General features: G+C 30.4%; 17 protein-coding genes. 5 read left to right on the top strand and 12 right to left on the bottom strand.

Features of this window, described 5'->3' with window-relative positions:
- Nucleotides 1-9: 9 nt before the first annotated feature.
- Together nifV and nrdD are read right to left on the bottom strand one after the other, a co-directional pair.
- Nucleotides 10-1,173 (bottom strand): homocitrate synthase, encoded by a 1,164-nt coding sequence (gene nifV / locus M4I33_RS08995; RefSeq protein WP_257916477.1) that lies wholly within the window; start codon nt 1,171-1,173, stop codon nt 10-12.
- Nucleotides 1,174-1,438: 265 nt separating this feature from the next.
- Nucleotides 1,439-3,574 (bottom strand): anaerobic ribonucleoside-triphosphate reductase, encoded by a 2,136-nt coding sequence (nrdD, locus tag M4I33_RS08990; protein WP_257916476.1) that lies wholly within the window; start codon nt 3,572-3,574, stop codon nt 1,439-1,441.
- Nucleotides 3,575-3,828: 254 nt separating this feature from the next.
- Between nrdD and M4I33_RS08985 the strand changes: the two genes are divergently transcribed.
- From M4I33_RS08985 to M4I33_RS08970, 4 genes are all read left to right on the top strand, one after another.
- Entirely contained in the window at nt 3,829-4,830 is a 1,002-nt protein-coding gene (locus M4I33_RS08985; protein ID WP_257916475.1) for a DUF3048 domain-containing protein, read from the top strand.
- Nucleotides 4,831-4,998: 168 nt separating this feature from the next.
- Nucleotides 4,999-5,847 (top strand): DegV family protein, encoded by an 849-nt coding sequence (locus tag M4I33_RS08980; protein WP_257916474.1) that lies wholly within the window; start codon nt 4,999-5,001, stop codon nt 5,845-5,847.
- 9 nt (nt 5,848-5,856) lie between these two features.
- On the top strand, nt 5,857-6,312 hold the full coding sequence (locus M4I33_RS08975) for a PadR family transcriptional regulator (protein ID WP_257916473.1): 456 nt from the start codon (nt 5,857-5,859) through the stop codon (nt 6,310-6,312).
- A gap of 60 nt (nt 6,313-6,372) precedes the next feature.
- Entirely contained in the window at nt 6,373-6,570 is a 198-nt protein-coding gene (locus M4I33_RS08970; protein ID WP_257916472.1) for a hypothetical protein, read from the top strand.
- Nucleotides 6,571-6,615: 45 nt separating this feature from the next.
- Here M4I33_RS08970 and M4I33_RS08965 read toward each other — a convergent pair whose 3' ends face one another.
- From M4I33_RS08965 to M4I33_RS08925, 9 genes are all read right to left on the bottom strand, one after another.
- Nucleotides 6,616-6,804 carry a ferredoxin gene (locus M4I33_RS08965; RefSeq protein WP_257916471.1) on the bottom strand — a complete coding sequence of 63 codons (189 nt, stop codon included), beginning with the start codon at nt 6,802-6,804 and terminating at the stop codon, nt 6,616-6,618.
- 31 nt (nt 6,805-6,835) lie between these two features.
- Entirely contained in the window at nt 6,836-7,672 is an 837-nt protein-coding gene (locus tag M4I33_RS08960) for an Mrp/NBP35 family ATP-binding protein (protein ID WP_257916470.1), read from the bottom strand.
- A 20-nt stretch (nt 7,673-7,692) separates the two neighbouring features.
- Nucleotides 7,693-8,526 (bottom strand): hypothetical protein, encoded by an 834-nt coding sequence (locus M4I33_RS08955; protein WP_257916469.1) that lies wholly within the window; start codon nt 8,524-8,526, stop codon nt 7,693-7,695.
- 3 nt (nt 8,527-8,529) lie between these two features.
- On the bottom strand, nt 8,530-9,285 hold the full coding sequence (locus M4I33_RS08950; RefSeq protein ID WP_257916468.1) for a prolipoprotein diacylglyceryl transferase: 756 nt from the start codon (nt 9,283-9,285) through the stop codon (nt 8,530-8,532).
- 108 nt (nt 9,286-9,393) lie between these two features.
- Complete coding sequence (locus M4I33_RS08945) at nt 9,394-10,407, bottom strand: hypothetical protein (RefSeq protein WP_257916467.1); 1,014 nt, start codon at nt 10,405-10,407, stop codon at nt 9,394-9,396.
- A 73-nt stretch (nt 10,408-10,480) separates the two neighbouring features.
- A complete protein-coding gene (gene rsmA / locus M4I33_RS08940; protein WP_257916466.1) occupies nt 10,481-11,323 on the bottom strand; it encodes a 16S rRNA (adenine(1518)-N(6)/adenine(1519)-N(6))-dimethyltransferase RsmA in 843 nt (280 codons plus the stop codon).
- A 4-nt stretch (nt 11,324-11,327) separates the two neighbouring features.
- Complete coding sequence (rnmV, locus tag M4I33_RS08935; protein ID WP_257916465.1) at nt 11,328-11,876, bottom strand: ribonuclease M5; 549 nt, start codon at nt 11,874-11,876, stop codon at nt 11,328-11,330.
- Between the two features lie 183 nt (nt 11,877-12,059).
- Nucleotides 12,060-13,115, bottom strand: coding sequence for a G5 and 3D domain-containing protein (locus M4I33_RS08930; protein ID WP_257916464.1), 1,056 nt, complete (start codon nt 13,113-13,115; stop codon nt 12,060-12,062).
- Between the two features lie 265 nt (nt 13,116-13,380).
- Complete coding sequence (locus tag M4I33_RS08925) at nt 13,381-14,166, bottom strand: TatD family hydrolase (protein WP_257916463.1); 786 nt, start codon at nt 14,164-14,166, stop codon at nt 13,381-13,383.
- A gap of 105 nt (nt 14,167-14,271) precedes the next feature.
- On the opposite strand from M4I33_RS08925, the gene M4I33_RS08920 reads away from it, so the two are divergent.
- Nucleotides 14,272-14,940 carry a Crp/Fnr family transcriptional regulator gene (locus M4I33_RS08920; RefSeq protein WP_257916462.1) on the top strand — a complete coding sequence of 223 codons (669 nt, stop codon included), beginning with the start codon at nt 14,272-14,274 and terminating at the stop codon, nt 14,938-14,940.
- 160 nt (nt 14,941-15,100) lie between these two features.
- Here the strand turns inward: M4I33_RS08920 and M4I33_RS08915 are convergent, their stop codons facing one another.
- Nucleotides 15,101-16,501, bottom strand: a complete 1,401-nt coding sequence (locus tag M4I33_RS08915) for a methionine--tRNA ligase (protein ID WP_257916461.1) — start codon at nt 16,499-16,501, stop codon at nt 15,101-15,103.
- Nucleotides 16,502-16,555: the final 54 nt, after the last annotated feature.

Genomic DNA, 16,555 nt, shown 5'->3' with positions numbered 1-16,555 from the left:
TATTTTATGTTATCTTGCTTTCTTACTTATTATATTTTCATATTCTCTATATATTTGAACTAATTCTTTATCAAATAATTGTCTTTTAAGTCTTACTGACGTAGACCTAACTAGTTTTAATATATCAGTTGCCTCATAATCTTCTAAATTTATATCATATTCATTAAATTTATTTATTATAGCAGCTTTGCCTGAATGCTTTCCTATAATTATTTGCCTTTCAAGACCTACATCTGCAGGGTCAAAAGCTTCATAATTTTTAGGATTCTTAAGAGCCCCATCTGCATGAATCCCTGATTCGTGAGCAAACATATTATCTCCTACTATAGCTTTCCATTTAGGTAGTGCTCTCCCTGATGCCCTTGATACATATTCAGATACTTCACGAAACATCTTAGTATCTACATCAACTTCGTATTTAAGCACATGCTTAAATGACATAATAACCTCTTCTAAAGCAGCATTTCCAGCTCTTTCACCTAAGCCATTAACGGTAACTCCAACATGGGTTGCACCTGCTCTTATACCTGCTAAGGCATTAGCTGTTGCCATGCCGAAATCATTGTGAGTGTGCATCTCTATATCAAAGCTTGTATTATCTACTAAGTATTTTATATCTTGGTAGATGCTAAAAGGCTCCTTTATTCCAACAGTGTCGCAGTATCTAAACCTATCTGCTCCTGCCTTTTTAGCTTCTTCTATAAACTGCACTAAAAATCCTAAATCAGCTCTAGATGCATCTTCCCCATTTACTGATACATAAAGCCCGTTATCTTTAGCGAATCTAACAGCTTTAACCATATTGTTTATAACCCATTCTCTAGACGTCTTAAGTTTATGCTTGATATGGATATCTGAAACTGATATAGATATAGCAACCGCATCCACTCCACAATCAATTGATTCTTTTATATCTGATATCACAGCTCTATTCCAAGCCATTATGCTACAGTTAAGATTCCTTTTTACTATTTGCTTTATAGCTTCCTTTTCGTCTCCACCCATAGTAGGAATCCCAACTTCAAGTTGGTCTACACCAAGTTCACATAGCATCTCTGCTATTGCTATCTTTTCTGCATTTGCAAATACTACTCCCGCTGTTTGTTCACCATCTCTTAGGGTGGTATCTACAATAAAAATTTGCTTACCATCATCTAACTTTTTAATAGTCATATTTAAGCCCCCTTTTAATATCTATAAAAATAAAATTTCCCCATTTTAGATATTTTTACCATTTAATTTTAACATAAAATACTTTTATCAACAACGATAATTGCAAGTTTTTAATTTAAAGTTTCATTTATTAAATAATAATACTATATTTTAATTAATTTTAGACATTATTTTGCAAGATTTTTATAAAATAATTCATTTGTGCCCAAACGCAAAAAAAATCGCAAACACATTTTAAAAATTGTGTTTGCGATTTATAATTATTTTAACATTCTTGATAGTGATTCATGTTTGTTCCTGTGTGAGTTATTCTATCTTGTCTTTCATGATATTTACCAGGTCCAAATCTTTCATCAAGACTTAAGTATCCAGTAACTCTTGATACACCTTGGATATCTGTGCTTCCACAGCTTGTGCATCTAGATTCATGATTTTGAAGATAAGTTCCACAGTTTTTACAATATCTTATATGGAAGTTTACACCGACATAACTTATGTTAGTATTTCTATATGCAAAGTTTATTATATTCATAATATCTTCGCCAGTTGGTGAATCTTCTACTTCTAAGTAACTTATGTGACCACCATTACAAAGGTTATGGTATGGCGCTTCTATTTCAACTTTTTTCTTAATTGAAATAGGGCATCCTACTGGTACGTGGAAACTATTTGTGTAGTATTCCTTATCAGTTACACCTTTGATTTCTCCATATAATTTTTGGTCTTGCTTTATAAACTTACCTGATAACCCTTCAGCTGGAGTTGCGTACGCACTCCAATTAAGCTTAGTTTCTTTTGTTAACATATCACAGTAATCTCTTAAATGAGTTACTATCTTAACTCCTAGTTCTCTAGCTTCTTCGCTTTCTCCGTGATGTGCACCTACTAAAGCTACTAAAGTTTCGCTAAGCCCTATAAATCCAATTCCCCAAGTTCCTTGTTTTAGGATTGGTTCGATTGAATCATCTGGTGATAATCCTTCTGCACCCTTCATTAAGTGTTGACCTGCTACAAAAGGTAAATCCTTAACTCTTAAGTTCTTTAATACACCATATCTATGCTCTAATGAACGTCTTGCTAGATTTAATCTTTCATCGAATAATTCGAAGAATTTATTTATATCTCCTTTTGCTTGTATACCTATTCTAGGTAGGTTTATAGTTGTTGGAGCTATATTTCCTCTTCCCTTACATCCAGGTTCTCCATTTACGTTGCTCATAAGGTATGTTCTACATCCCATAGTTGCAGGCATGTGTCCTATTTCATACCACTTTTTATTAAAGTCTGCATCTATATTCATAAATGTAGGATTCATTCTCTTAGCTGCAACTCTGCATGCTAATTTATAAAGATAGTAGTATGGATCATTTTCTTCTCTATTAACACCATCTTTAACTCTAAAAATTATGTTTGGGAATATAGGTTGTTCACCTCTTCCTAAACCTTTTTCATACTCTAATAAGAATATTTCACATACTAGTTCAGCATCTTTAGTAGTTGGAATACCTAAGTTTATTGAACTAAATGGAACTTGAGATCCTGCTCTTGAATGCATTGTATTTAAGTTATAAACTACACCTTGCATTGCTTGGTGGATTCTCTTTCTTAATTTCTTTTCAGTTAATTCTTTTAATTTTTCGCCTTCTATTCCAAGCTCTTCAAGTTCTTCTTTTATCTCTTGTCTTGTTGGCTCTACGAAAACTGCCATATCATTATCAAAGTCTGGGTGAGATTGTCCCCCAAACATATCATTTTGAGTTGATTGTAATAATATACATGATAACTCTGCTGCAGTTTCTATTCTTCTTGGCGAATTTATTGTTCCGTATCCTGTATTAAATCCTTTTTCTAATAATTCTTTTGTTGGAATGTGTAGACAGTTAGTTGTTAGGTTGTAACTATCTAAGTCATGATAGTATACATCTCCTATTTCGTGCCCTCTTGATAATCCTTTTGGCATAGTTGCTAAATTATGCCATTTATTTGATTCCGATGCTATTCTTAAAAGCTTTGAACTAAAGTTATTACCAACATTGGCGTTATCTCTATCCGTTTCTACACCAATTTTGCTAATAGCTTTCATAAGGTCAGATTTTATTTCTCTAACTTTAGTTCTTTCTATTCTATAACTTCTATAAGCCGAAGCTACATTTGATAAATCTGTATTGTTTAAAGCTCTCTCGACTAGATTTTGAACTTCCTCTACCGTGATTTTTCTTACATAACTATTATCACAGCTATCGTCCTTCTCTATATAATTAATAACCTTTTGAACCATGTCTAAAATTTGACTAGTTTTAAGGGTTACTCCTATTTCTTTAGCCGCTCCTTTTATAGCGCCAGATATCTTTTCGGCATTGAATTCAACTTCCCTACCATCCCTTTTCACAACATATAGCATACAAATGACCCCCATTACACAATATATAGTACCGATTTCGTACTTTTCTATTATACTTCAAAAGAAATTCTTGTGCAATTAAAAACTATTTTAATTAATTGATATAATTTTAATTACATCGAATTATCTCTTTTTTTTGATAGTTTTTATGCTTTTTCTACGACTTGACAAATTACTTTTTAAGTAATTATTGGTTATCTTTTCCTTATTGTGGATAATATATATATTAACATATAAATATTAGGAGGTACAAAATGAAGAAAAAAAATATTTTATTAACTGTAATTGTTTCAGCATTATCTCTTTCACTTATTTCTTGCAATTTATTTAACAAATCAAAAGAAGATGATACTACTACTAACGCATCTGCTACTGCTTTTAATTACCAATACACTGGAATTAAAACTCAATCAGACCCAAATTCCAAAACTCCTTTTATGGCAATAGTTGAAAATTCTAAAAACGCTAGACCTCAAAGCGGTCTTTCTTATGCAGATATAGTATATGAAACTTCAGCTGAAGGTGGAATTCCAAGGTTTATCTGTGTGTTCCATTCAAATTATCCTGAAAAGATTGGACCTATAAGAAGCGCTAGACCTTATTTCGTTACTTTAGCAAATGAATTTTCACTTCCCTTTGCTCACTGTGGAGGCTCTAAAGAAGCTTTAAGCAAAATATCTAACGACTCAGCCACAATGAGTATAAACGAAATGTATAACTCTAAATACTTCTATAGAGATAATAGTAGAGTCGCACCTCATAACCTTTATACTAGTAGCGAAAAAGTATTAGAAGCACTTAAAGATAAAAGTTTTAATCCAGCGCCTAAAGATTTTTTAAATTATGATGATTCATCTTTTAATGATGAAAACTTAAAAGCTTCTAACACTATAGATATAAAATGTAATAATTTATATAGTACATCATACAAATTCAAAGACGGAAGGTATGAAAAATATATGGATGGAACTTTATCTTATGATGCATTAACTAAAAAACCTTTAGCTTTTGATAATGTAATTGTTCAAAAAACAAATATAACTCTTCAAAACGATGGTAGTCATCTAGATGTAGACCTTATATCTAACGGAACAGGTTATGTTTTTTCTAAAGGAAAAGTAAAAGAAATAAAATGGAAAAAAGATGCTGAGTACGGTCAAACTAAACTTTTAGATTTAGAAGGAAAAGAAATTTCTATTCCTTCAGGAACTACAATTTGGAATATAATTGACAACAATGCACCTATTAAGTTTTAAATTTATAACTATTTATTAAAAAATGGCTTTATTTTTGTAACCTCACAAAAATAAAGCCATTTTTCTAATTCCATTTTTTACAAATACCATTGTAAAACTATATCAATAGTGATATAGTTAACATTATCAATAGTGATATAGTTTTTTATATAAGGAGGAGATTGCTTTATGCAAAAAATAGCATTACTTACAGACAGTGCATGCGACTTAACTTTTGAACAATTAAAAGAAAATAACATAAAACTTGCACCATTAAAAATAATTTATAACAGTGGTGAATACGAAGATATAATCGAGATAAGTGCAGATGATGTTTACGAAAAAATCGAAGTAGAAGTTCCTAAAACATCTCTACCTAGTAACGAAACAATAGATAAAATACTAAACAAAATAGAAGAAGAAGGCTATACTCACGTATTAGCTATAAATATCTCTTCTAAATTATCAGGTACTTCTAATTCAATAAGACTTTTATTAGAAGATCATCCAAACCTTACATCATACGTTTATGATTGTAAAACTTTAAGTATCGCAGAAGGTGCAATAGTTTTAGATGCAGCGAAACTTATAAAAGCCGGAAAATCATTTGAAGAGATAATAGAAGCTCTTCCTGAAATAAGAAATAGAACTGAAGGGTACTTTACTTTAAATACACTTGAATACCTTAAAAAAGGTGGAAGAATAGGGAAAGTTTCTGGAACTATCGGAGAACTACTTAACTTAAAACCTATAATCCACGTTGGTGACGATGGAGTATACGAAACTTACGCTAAGGTTCGTGGAAGAAAACAATCTATTTCAAGACTTCAAAAAATAGTAGAAGAAGCAGCTTCAAAAGGCCAATGTAAAGTTTGGGTCTTAAACGGTGGTGCTAAAGAAGATGGTGCTAAATTCTACCAAACTATAAAAGGCTTAGATTTAAAAAATATAATAGAACTTAATGAAGCAACAGTAGGCCCTGCTTTAGGAGTTCACACAGGACCTGGTTTACTTGGAGTTATAATTCAAGAGGTTTAGTTTAATATTATGGATGACTTAAATCTCTTAAGTGAAAAAGAGATAAGAGCAGAAGAAAAAAGACTATACGAAGAGTATAAAAAGAACTTACTAACACTTAAAAAAAAGCAAAATACAAACTCCAAACCATCAGGTCAAGTATTTACTAAAGGTTTATTACCTATTTATGTGCTTCATATTTTAAGCTTAGGCCCAATTAGCGGTAACGAGATATCAAACATCATCTCTGATAAAACTAAAGGCAAATGGCATCCTAGCACCGGAGGAATATATCCTCTCTTAAAAAAATTAGAAACTGCACATCTTGTAGTTGGAGAATGGGATGACCCAGAAAAGAAGTTTAGAAAAACATATTCTTTAACTCCTAGTGGTTTTGATGAATATGAAAGAATTAAAATATTATTAAAGCCTAAAATAGAAGAAGCATTAGAAGTGTTTAAAATAATATATAAAGATATTTATTAATCATTTTGAATATAAAACCTCCATTTTGTGAAAAATAATTTGCAAAAGGAGGTTTTTTTTATGAGAGGAAAAATTTTAGATACTAATGATTTAGAAGCTTTTGTCGCTTTAGATGATAATAGAATTATTTCTATTCCTATATATAAAGTCAGCACTAGCAATATAGGTGATTTTGTGTTTTTATCAGAATCAGAAGTTTTAAACTCTGGGAGTTTTAGAACTACTGACTACATAAGTCCTATAATGAGATTCTTTTAAAACAAAAGGTGAGTTCTAAATTTTTTAGAACTCACCTTTTATCTTTTAGTCTACAGTTATTGCATTTACTGGACAGCTTCCTTCTGCTTCTTTTGCACTGCTTTCTTCGTTTGATGGAACCACATCTACTATAGAGTGTGATTTTCCTTCATCATTTAACTCGAAAACTGCAGGACAGATAGAAGTGCATAGTCCACAACCTATACATGTATCTTGATCTACATTTGCTTTCATATTATTCTCATCTCCTCTTAAGTCTTATTTATTAATATAAGCCCTCAAATATTAAAGAATAAAGAGGGTTATTTAATACATAACTTTCAGCCTCACCTTTTTCTAAAGCTTCTGTAAGTTCTAGGTTCATAGGTAGTTCTCCGATTAAAGGAACTCCTAAATATTCAGCGTGTTCTTCTGCTGATTTATTACTAAATAGCTTTATTTTTTTGCCGCAATCATTGCATTCGATGTAAGACATATTTTCTACAACGCCTCTTATTTTAACTCCTATTTTTTCACCCATAGTTACAACTTTTTTAACTATCATTGAAACCATATCTTGTGGTGTAGATACTATAACTAGTTCATCTACTCCAAACTCTTGCATTACTGTAAGAGCAATATCTCCAGTTCCTGGAGGCATATCTATTAATAGATAGTCTAATTCTCCCCACTCTGTATCGTAGAACATTTGGTTTAATACTCCTGTAATTACAGGTCCTCTCCAAATAACTGGATCTTCTTCAACTTTAGTTAAAAGGTTCATAGATATAACCTTTATTCCACTTTTAGTTTCTACTGGTATAAATTTAACCTCTTTATCATTAACAGGTAAAATACTAGCTCTCTCTTTGTTGATTCCATAAAATCTAGGCATAGAAGGACCTGTTATATCAGCATCTAAAACACCGACTTTATATCCTCTTTTTCTAAGCATAGTTCCAAGTATACCTGTTACAGTTGATTTACCAACTCCACCTTTACCACTTATTACTCCTATTATGTTTTTAATTTTACCGTATTTTGGAGTCTTTTTTGATGGACATATATCTATTCCTTTTGACGCGCAACTATCTTTACTTGCACAACTTGAACAATCACTCATCTTTTGCTTCCTCCTTAATTTTACCAACCTTCTGGTTTTTCATTCACATCTCCAACTTTTATATCCCAGTTTTTAAATTCATATTTACCTAAAACATAATACTTTTCGTATATGTTTTTCTTTTTATCATCAACTGTTATTATAGTTTTAAATGTATCACTATTATAACCTCTGTTTTGAACACTTATAATAGCATCATAATCATTCTTATTAGATTTACTGTTTAGTACCTCTGCACTAGGCACTACTTTTTGAAGTTGTTTTTGGAAATCTCCAAGATCTACTGAGAATAGATATTTAACGCAATCTATATCTCCTAAGATATCTACTCCTATTTTTTGACCATCAAGCTGTCCCTTCACTCCTTCTACAACTTTTAATATGCTTCCATAATAAATGTTATAGAAATCTCTAGGTTTTTTTATAAATGATAAGTTATTTAATATAGTTTGGTCTAAATCTTTAGGAACTCTGTAAGCTTTATCTTTATCATAAAAGTTACCCTTACCAGACTCAGGGTCTCCAACTACGTAATCGTACTTTCTAACTGTATCTCCAGTTTGTATCTCGAATATGTAATCCGGTTCTAAAGTACTCTTTTCAGTTTCAGGGTTACCGTCTGATAATATTTTATAGATATCTTCTATAACTTTAGGGTCTGTAACTATAAATCTAAAACCTATATCTCTAGTGTTTTGTATTACTATTTGATTTACTTTGTTGTTTTTCATAAACTCAAAGTCATTATTCTTAAATCCCATTTTAACAAGAGCGTCATTAACAGGTGCGCATCCTATAAGTCCGAAACTAAGAATAACCATCAAAAAGGCAATTATAACTTTTGATTTTCTCATAGATTATTTTCTCTCCTTCTTTATCTTATCTTTGTTATAGATACAAATACCTATTATTAAAGTAAATATAGCTATAAATTGTGATGTTGATAACATCATAACATTCCCTCTAGGGTCATTTCTTAAGAATTCAATAAGAAATCTTCCTATGCTATATATTATTACATACATAGCTACTACTTTTCCTTTTGCTTTTGCCTTTTTTGCATACCAAAGTAAAAAGAATCCTAATAAGAAATCAAAGATAGAACTGTAGATTTGAGTTGGTATAAGGTTAACTCCAGCTGGCGCTAGTGAATCACTTGGAAAAATAACTCCAAAGTGAGAAGTTGTTTCTCTTCCGTAGCAGCACCCCGCTAAAAAACATCCTATCCTACCAAAACCTTGTGCTATTGCAACTCCAGGAACTACAGAATCTAAAATATCTAAAGTATCCCATTTGTTTTTCTTAGAGTATACGTAAACACCTACTACACCTAATATTATTGCCCCATATATAACAAAACCATTCCCAAAATCAAGCAATATTTCAGGGTCTTTCATTATATTTTTAAACTCAACAATTATAAATAGCAGTTTCCCACCTAAGATTCCTGATATAACTGCTGTAATAAGTAGATTAAATAACTTATCTTCGTTATAACCTTTTTTAGTTGCACTTTTTAAAAATAAATATCCTGCAACTATAATTCCTATAGCTATCATAAGTCCATAGCTATAGACTTTAAAACTTCCAATTTGAAATAAAACTAGCTTCATGTCTCCTCCAAAAACCCCTATATATGTAATTAGGAGAAGCATAACATGCTTCTCCTAATTATCTATAATTATAATACTTTAAGATATTTATGGCAATATTTCTAGACTTTACTTAGAAGGTACTACAACCTTTGAAGTCTTATAATCGTAAAACATTAACCAATATCCGTGTTCTTCGTCATCTTTGCACTTAGCCCAAGTTACAAAACCTGATTTACCAACATAAGGTTGATCGTATTTATCTTTCTTTCCAGGTATTGCGTAAACTAAATATTTTAAATTACCTTTTTTATCGCATTTATAACCCATCATAAAATGTCCATGCTTTATTATATAAGGATAATAGTTAAGCATAGGATAATAGACTACTGTGTATTTATCAACCTCTTTAGCATTACACATATCTTCTATATCTTTTACAGGTATCTTATACCATTTAGAATAAGATATTTCTTTAAAGCATCCTTTAACTTCTGAGAATCCCTTAGCTATACCTTCAAAATAATCTCCAGTTCCGCCTTTTACTCTAAAATCATTAGGATCTACAGTTTCTTCTTCAATGCTTCTTTCGTAATCTTCAAATTCTTTAGATAAATTATCTCGATCTTTGCAGCCGCATCCGTCTTCTTTTTTCTTTGTTTCTTTTTTAGTTTCTTTTAAATATTCTTTAGGTTTTGAATTTACATTCTTATCATCACATTTTATTAATTCTGAACTCTTCCATCCTTCTTGAGGTTTTTCCCCATTCATAAAACCATAAAGCATAAATTCTGCTTTACTAGAACCTTTTTTGCAGATACCAGCACCGGATATTTTCTCGTATCCGAACTCTAACCCAGCTATATTATCTACATAGTATTCTTTAAAGGCTTCACCTTTTCCAGAATCACTAACTTTTATAGGTCCCATATCTACAATTTTTTTCATATCTTTTTTATTACAAATAAGTACTATGGAATATTCATCTTCTTTTTTTAAGTTTTGAGCATAGAATGTAACTTTACACTTATCTCCTTTAGCTTCTATCTTTGCATATCCTGATAGAACTTTTCCATTAGGTGATTGTAATTTTTCATCTTCTTGTAGTATTATAAAATTTCTATATAATTTGTTATGTGCCAAGTCCCTAATACCTCCACATATATTTATTCAATACAGTATATGCTTAAAGGTATTATTTATGATAACAAATTTTTTATTTTAATTTGTATATCTCGTTTGTAAGGGCTCCAAACTCTTCTAAACTAAGGGTTTCTCCCCTTCTTTTTGGATCTATATTTGCATTTTCAAAAGCAAGTGCTAAATCTTCTTTTGAAAGTCCTATGTTTTTAAGACCGTTCCATAAAGTTTTTCTTCTCATATTAAATGATGATCTTATTACATCAAATAATAATTTTTCATCTAAAACTTTAACTCTAGGCTCTTCTAATCTATCTAATCTTATAACTATAGAATCTACCTTTGGTCTAGGCATAAAGCAATTAGGACCTACTTTTCTAACTATATGCGTATCACAGTAGTATTGTACTAATAATGATATTGAACCGTAATCTTTAGTTCCAGGTTCTGCATTCATTCTGTCTGCAACTTCTTTTTGGATCATTACAGTCATATTTTTAAATTTTACTCCGCTTTTAAAAAGGTTAGCCATTATTGGAGTCGTAACGTAATATGGAAGGTTTGCAACAAGCTTAACGCTCTTTTCTTCACCTATTATTTCATTAAAGTCCACCTTAAGGGCATCTTTATTTATGATAGTTAGTTTTTCGTTATTACCTAGTTCTTCTTCTAATATAGGAATTAATGTTCTATCAATTTCTATAACTGTAACTTTTTTAGCTCTTTGAAGAAGTTGCGCTGTTAAAGTACCTACCCCTGGTCCTATTTCTATTACTAAATCTTCTTCATTTACGTCTGCACCTTCAGCTATATCTCTTGGAACTGCATTATCTATTAAGAAGTTTTGACCTAATGTTTTAGTAAATCTAAATCCGTACTTGTGAACAAGTTCTAACGTGCTGTAATTATATATATCCATACTCTTACTCTCCTAATATACTTTCTACTTTTTTCATAGCTTCAACAAACTCATCTTTATTTATTCCGTAGTTATTTAATCTAGATACCATTTGCTTTGCATTACCGTATCCTATCCCTAATTCTTTACCTAATTTAAGTCTTCTTTCTCTAGCTTTGCTATCAGCTGTTAACTTAAAGAAGAACATATCTTCCATAGAATACTCTTCATTTTTTTCTTCTAATGTAACCTTAGCTTCGTTTAAGGCTCTTAAAATTAATTCTGGAGTCGCATTTTCAACACCTATATCGTCACCCTTTATTCCGTCCTCTTGAGCGATATATGCATGTTTTATTCCTTTTACTCTTTTTGAGATTATGCTTCTTATTTTTTCTCCTGCAAAATCAGGGTCAGTTAAAACTATAACTCCCTTTCTTTTTTGAGCCTCTTTAATTCTATCTATAACTCTCTTATTTATTCCAAAACCACCAGTTGCTATAATTTCTGCATCTACTGCTTTTTTTACAGCATCTATATCGTCTCTTCCTTCTACTACAATAACTTCTTTAATCACGTTATACATCCTTTCGTGTAAGTTAAATATGTATCTATCTAGCTTATCTATTTATTCTTTATAAAACTTATATAAATAATTTACCTATATATATTGGTTATGTCAAATTAGTAAAGAAAACAAAAAAGCTTCATGACTTTTAAGCCATGAAGCTTTTTTATAAAATTGTTATCTTTTTGTAATTTACCATTCACCTGGGTATGATATGATGTAAACATCAACACCGTATTTTCTACCCCAAGATGAACATGCTGCGCTTGATGATAAAAAAACATCTATGATGTTGCCTTTTATTACTCCACCAGTGTCTGCAGCTTTAGCATATCCGTAGCCTTCTACGTAAACTAAACTTCCTAGAGGTATTACACTTGGGTCTACCGCTATTGTGCTGATTCCACCTGGATTATAAACAGGTACGCTTCCAGTTGCAGTAATTCCATCACCGCTATATGCAGTTGATTCCATTACTAAATGCTTTTTAAATTCAACATTACTACCTCTGTTTGGTATATAAACAGATGGTTTTTTAGTTCCATGTGATACTATTGCATTAACTGGTTTTGCAACTACCTTTGAGCTAACTTCTTTTTTAGATGCTACTTTTCCATCTTTATATACTAACTCATATGTCACTTCTTTTTGTCCGTTTTTACCCTCTGTCTTAGTTTCGGTTTTTCCTCTCTCAAGCCCTGAATCTTTTTTCGTTACTGTTTCAAACGGTATTGATTGTTTCTCTTTAAGATTCTTTACCTCTACATCTACAACTTTTATATCCATATCTTTAGCTACAGGCTCGTCTACTTTTGGACTAACCTCGTCTAATTCTTTGTTGTAGTCAACTCCATTTTGTTTAAGAGTTTCAGATTCTGCTAAAAGTGCATCTCCTACAGTCTCTTCTGCCGATAGTAATTTTACCTTCTTACCTGCAAATTCAACGCTTATTGGTACAGCTCTTTTAACTGCAATTAACTGATTTTCTTTTACTCCGGCTTCTAGAGAAGGTTGCACCTTATCTTTCTCAGACAATTGAATGCCTTTGTCTTGCAACGCTTCCTTAACAGTCCCTTTATAAGTAACAAATGCTTCTTCTTTTCCGTCTATACTAACCGTTACAGTCTTCCTCATTGATGTTATCGCTAGTGCAACTACTATTACGCATGCAATAGCAATTACAGAATATTTAGCCTTAGGACTATTAGAAAAATTCTTTTCGTAAAACGCTTTTAATTTTTCTACCATTTTTTTACCTCCTTTGGCAAGAACGTATTTTGAATTATATAGAACATCTGACATTTTGTCAAATTTGACTGCTCTTGCTTATTAAAACTGCAATTTTTCCAATGCAACACTGTGCATAATTTTCAATCTGATTTTTATTGAAAATACAACTATTCCAGTTCTTTTTTTAGAGTCTCCTTAACAAATAAAAACTTATTTTAATCACTTCTCTATAGCCGTTTACATATTCTGTTTTACTTTACAATCAATACCATTTTATTTTACTTTATATTTCTATTCCCATCAAGTCAGAAAAATTCTTGTTTACTATAATATTTAATTCTTTTGGCTCTATTTCTCTTATTTCCGCGATTTTTTCAATTATTGATTTTATATAGTGAGACATATTCCTTTTTCCTCTATTTGGTACTGGTGCCATATATGGTGCATCTGTTTCAACAAGAATTCTGTCTACAGGAATTTCTTTAGCTACTTCTAAAATTTTCTTTGCATTTTTAAAAGTAACAACTCCAGTAAATCCGATATAGTATCCTTCTTTAATACATTCTTTTGCAAATTCTACACTTCCTGAAAAACAATGCACAACCCCCTTAACTTCCGGAAATTCTTTAATTATTTCTAAAGTGTCTTTGTGTGCATCTCTATCGTGAATTACAACTGGTAAGTTTAACTCTTTTGCTAAATTCATCATAGCTCTAAAAGTATCTTTTTGAATTTCTCTATCTGGATTTTCTTCCCAGTAATAATCTAAGCCGATTTCTCCAACTGCTAGTATTTTTTTGTTGTTTTGTATCTTATTTTTTATTTCTCCTAATCTTTCTTTTGTAAGTTCATCTGCATTTTCAGGATGAATTCCAAGTGCCCCAAAAATGAAAGCTTCTTCTTTTGTTAATTCATCTACAGCCTTAATACTTTCGTATGATGAAGCACAATCAAGGATTCCTATTACATCATTTTCCTGTAATTCCTTAAAAACTTCTTTTCTATCTAAATCATAATCTTCTGAGTCATAATGAGCGTGTGTATCAAAAATTCTATATTTAAAATCCATATCAATTTCTCCAATCCTTTTATTTATTCTTTAATTATTATAATACATTTTATATAATACATACAAAGACAGACAATTTTATAAATAGAAAGGATGTGATTTATTTTGACAAATGAATCTATAATAAAAATACTTAAATCTACATTTTTATTCAATTCTTTTGATGAGGATGAAATTATAAAACTACTTAAAAACAACACCTTAAAAATTTCAAACTACGATAAAGATGAAGTACTATTTTTATGTGAAACACCTTGCAGAGAATTAAACATAATATTATCTGGTGAAATAGATCTTCAGCAAAATGATGCATCAGGAAACACATTAACTCTTGCAAGTTTACATTCTTCAAATATGTTTGGTGAAAATTTGCTATTTGGAACTAATAATATATACCCCGTTGACGTTATAAGTAAATCTAAATCTACTATTATAAGTGTAAAAAAATCAGACGTTTCAAACTTACTAAAAACAAACTTTGATTTTACACTTTCTTTTTTAGGTTTACTCTCTAATAAAGCACAGCTTTTAAATAAAAAAATAAGGCAGGTTTCTTTGAAATCTTTAAGAGAAATGTTAATAGACTTTATACTCGTAGAAAAAGAAAAACAATCTTCAAATACCATAAGTTTAAATATGACAAAACAAGCACTTGCAGATAGCTTAGGAGTGCAAAGACCATCTTTATCTAGGGAACTTATAAAGATGAAAAATGAAGGTTTAATTGATTTTGATAGAAAAACAATTAAAATTTTAAATTTAGATGCATATTAAATTTATTTTTGTCTTATTTGACACATAACTGACATATAAAAGGTATATTATAATACTTGTAAAGTAGTTAAAGCATTATTATTTACCCCTTATAACCATCTTAATTGATTGGTTTCCTAGAATATCTCGTCCCCCTATTGCAGATATTCTAGGTTTTTTTTTATTTTCTTTTTTCTTTTAATCTTGAAAATTCATAAGAAGCATTATTCCTATCTATAGGTATAAATAAAGGTTTATAATCTAATATTTCTTTTATTTCTACACTATTTATAATATTCCAAACACTTTCTTTTATTTTAAATGTGTCTTTTATCTTTTTAGCCGTATCTGGCAAGAATACTTCTAATATATTTGCTATATTTATTAATTCATCTATAGATTTAGCCCTACTCTTATTTTTATCTTTAATATAGGAGAATAATTCTTTTAAAGAAGCTCTAAAAGAACCTTCCTCAATCTTCTCTCCAATACTAAAATAAAGTTTCAAAATCTTACTTTTATCTTCTTTTGATAAAGTTCTTTTATAAGAATCTAAATTAACACATTTTATTGTATCTTTATATAAATTATCAAGTTCTGAAACTAAATCAAAGTTATTTAAGCTTATAAAATTTCTCCACTTAAAATCAGTATCTGAATCTTCAGGTCCATTTAAAAGTAAGTAATATCTAATAGAATCAACGTTATACTTAGAAGTTATATAATCTACCCAAACAGCCCAGTTCTTAACCCCTGAAAAAGGCTTTCCTTCAAGTTTTAAATGATTGCTAGAAACTATGCTTAAATTAGGATTTTTAATTCCAAGTGCAGCTAAAATCCCTGGGAAAATAATAGTGTGAAAAGGTATATTATCTTTACCGTGAACTAAGTAAATTTTGCTATCTTCATCATCCCAGTAATCATATAAATCTTCATCTGAATCTTCTAAAACTTTCATAGTTGCAGTTAAATATCCCATAACAGCCTCAATCCAAACGAAAATCCTCTTATCACTAAATCCATCTATCGGAACTTCAACTCCCCAGTCTATTTCTTTAGTAACAGCCCTATCTCTAAGTCCTTCTTCTAAATATCTTTTAGTTATCTCTTCTGCATTTTCTCTAAACATTTGCCTTTTTATAAAGATCCTCTTTATATCATTTTCAAAGTTTGATAACTTAAAAAATAAATGATTACTTTCTTTATTTGTTTCTCTTTCAAAAGCAACTTTTTCGTATATGTATCCTTTATCGTAAAGCTCTTTTATAAATTCTTTTACTTTTTCTTTATGATAATCTGTTTCCGTACTTGTAAATAAATCAAAAGAAAAGTTTAAAGCCTTAAAACACCTTGAAAATTCTTTGTGATATTTTGTATTAGTTTCTTTTGGACTAAGCCCCTCTTCTAATGCTTTTTCTAAAACTAATCTTCCGTGTGCATCACTTCCTGATATAAAAATTACGTTATCACCCATCATTCTATGATATCTAGCTATAACATCTCCAGGTAAAAGTACTGCAATCCTTCCTAAATGAAGCTTACTATTAGAGTACGGCCAAGCATTCCCAATTACTATATTCATAAATCCACCACCCCAAATTTTTTATAAAGAAAGCCAGCTTAATTTAAGCTGACT

Source organism: Clostridium sp. LY3-2 (assembly GCF_024705715.1).
Classification (GTDB): domain Bacteria; phylum Bacillota; class Clostridia; order Clostridiales; family Clostridiaceae; genus Clostridium.
The sequence above is the reverse complement of the archived record's forward strand: the minus strand, read 5'-3'. Positions and strand labels throughout refer to the sequence as shown.

Bases quoted from the DNA above. Each gene is read 5' to 3' on its own strand.
- nifV (WP_257916477.1), bottom strand. From the start codon at position 1,173: ATGACTATTAAAAAGTTAGATGATGGTAAGCAAATTTTTATTGTAGAT.
- nrdD (WP_257916476.1), bottom strand. From the start codon at position 3,574: ATGCTATATGTTGTGAAAAGGGATGGTAGGGAAGTTGAATTCAATGCC.
- M4I33_RS08985 (WP_257916475.1), top strand. From the start codon at position 3,829: ATGAAGAAAAAAAATATTTTATTAACTGTAATTGTTTCAGCATTATCT.
- M4I33_RS08980 (WP_257916474.1), top strand. From the start codon at position 4,999: ATGCAAAAAATAGCATTACTTACAGACAGTGCATGCGACTTAACTTTT.
- M4I33_RS08975 (WP_257916473.1), top strand. From the start codon at position 5,857: ATGGATGACTTAAATCTCTTAAGTGAAAAAGAGATAAGAGCAGAAGAA.
- M4I33_RS08970 (WP_257916472.1), top strand. From the start codon at position 6,373: ATGAGAGGAAAAATTTTAGATACTAATGATTTAGAAGCTTTTGTCGCT.
- M4I33_RS08965 (WP_257916471.1), bottom strand. From the start codon at position 6,804: ATGAAAGCAAATGTAGATCAAGATACATGTATAGGTTGTGGACTATGC.
- M4I33_RS08960 (WP_257916470.1), bottom strand. From the start codon at position 7,672: ATGAGTGATTGTTCAAGTTGTGCAAGTAAAGATAGTTGCGCGTCAAAA.
- M4I33_RS08955 (WP_257916469.1), bottom strand. From the start codon at position 8,526: ATGAGAAAATCAAAAGTTATAATTGCCTTTTTGATGGTTATTCTTAGT.
- M4I33_RS08950 (WP_257916468.1), bottom strand. From the start codon at position 9,285: ATGAAGCTAGTTTTATTTCAAATTGGAAGTTTTAAAGTCTATAGCTAT.
- rsmA (WP_257916466.1), bottom strand. From the start codon at position 11,323: ATGGATATATATAATTACAGCACGTTAGAACTTGTTCACAAGTACGGA.
- M4I33_RS08930 (WP_257916464.1), bottom strand. From the start codon at position 13,115: ATGGTAGAAAAATTAAAAGCGTTTTACGAAAAGAATTTTTCTAATAGT.
- M4I33_RS08925 (WP_257916463.1), bottom strand. From the start codon at position 14,166: ATGGATTTTAAATATAGAATTTTTGATACACACGCTCATTATGACTCA.
- M4I33_RS08915 (WP_257916461.1), bottom strand. From the start codon at position 16,501: ATGAATATAGTAATTGGGAATGCTTGGCCGTACTCTAATAGTAAGCTT.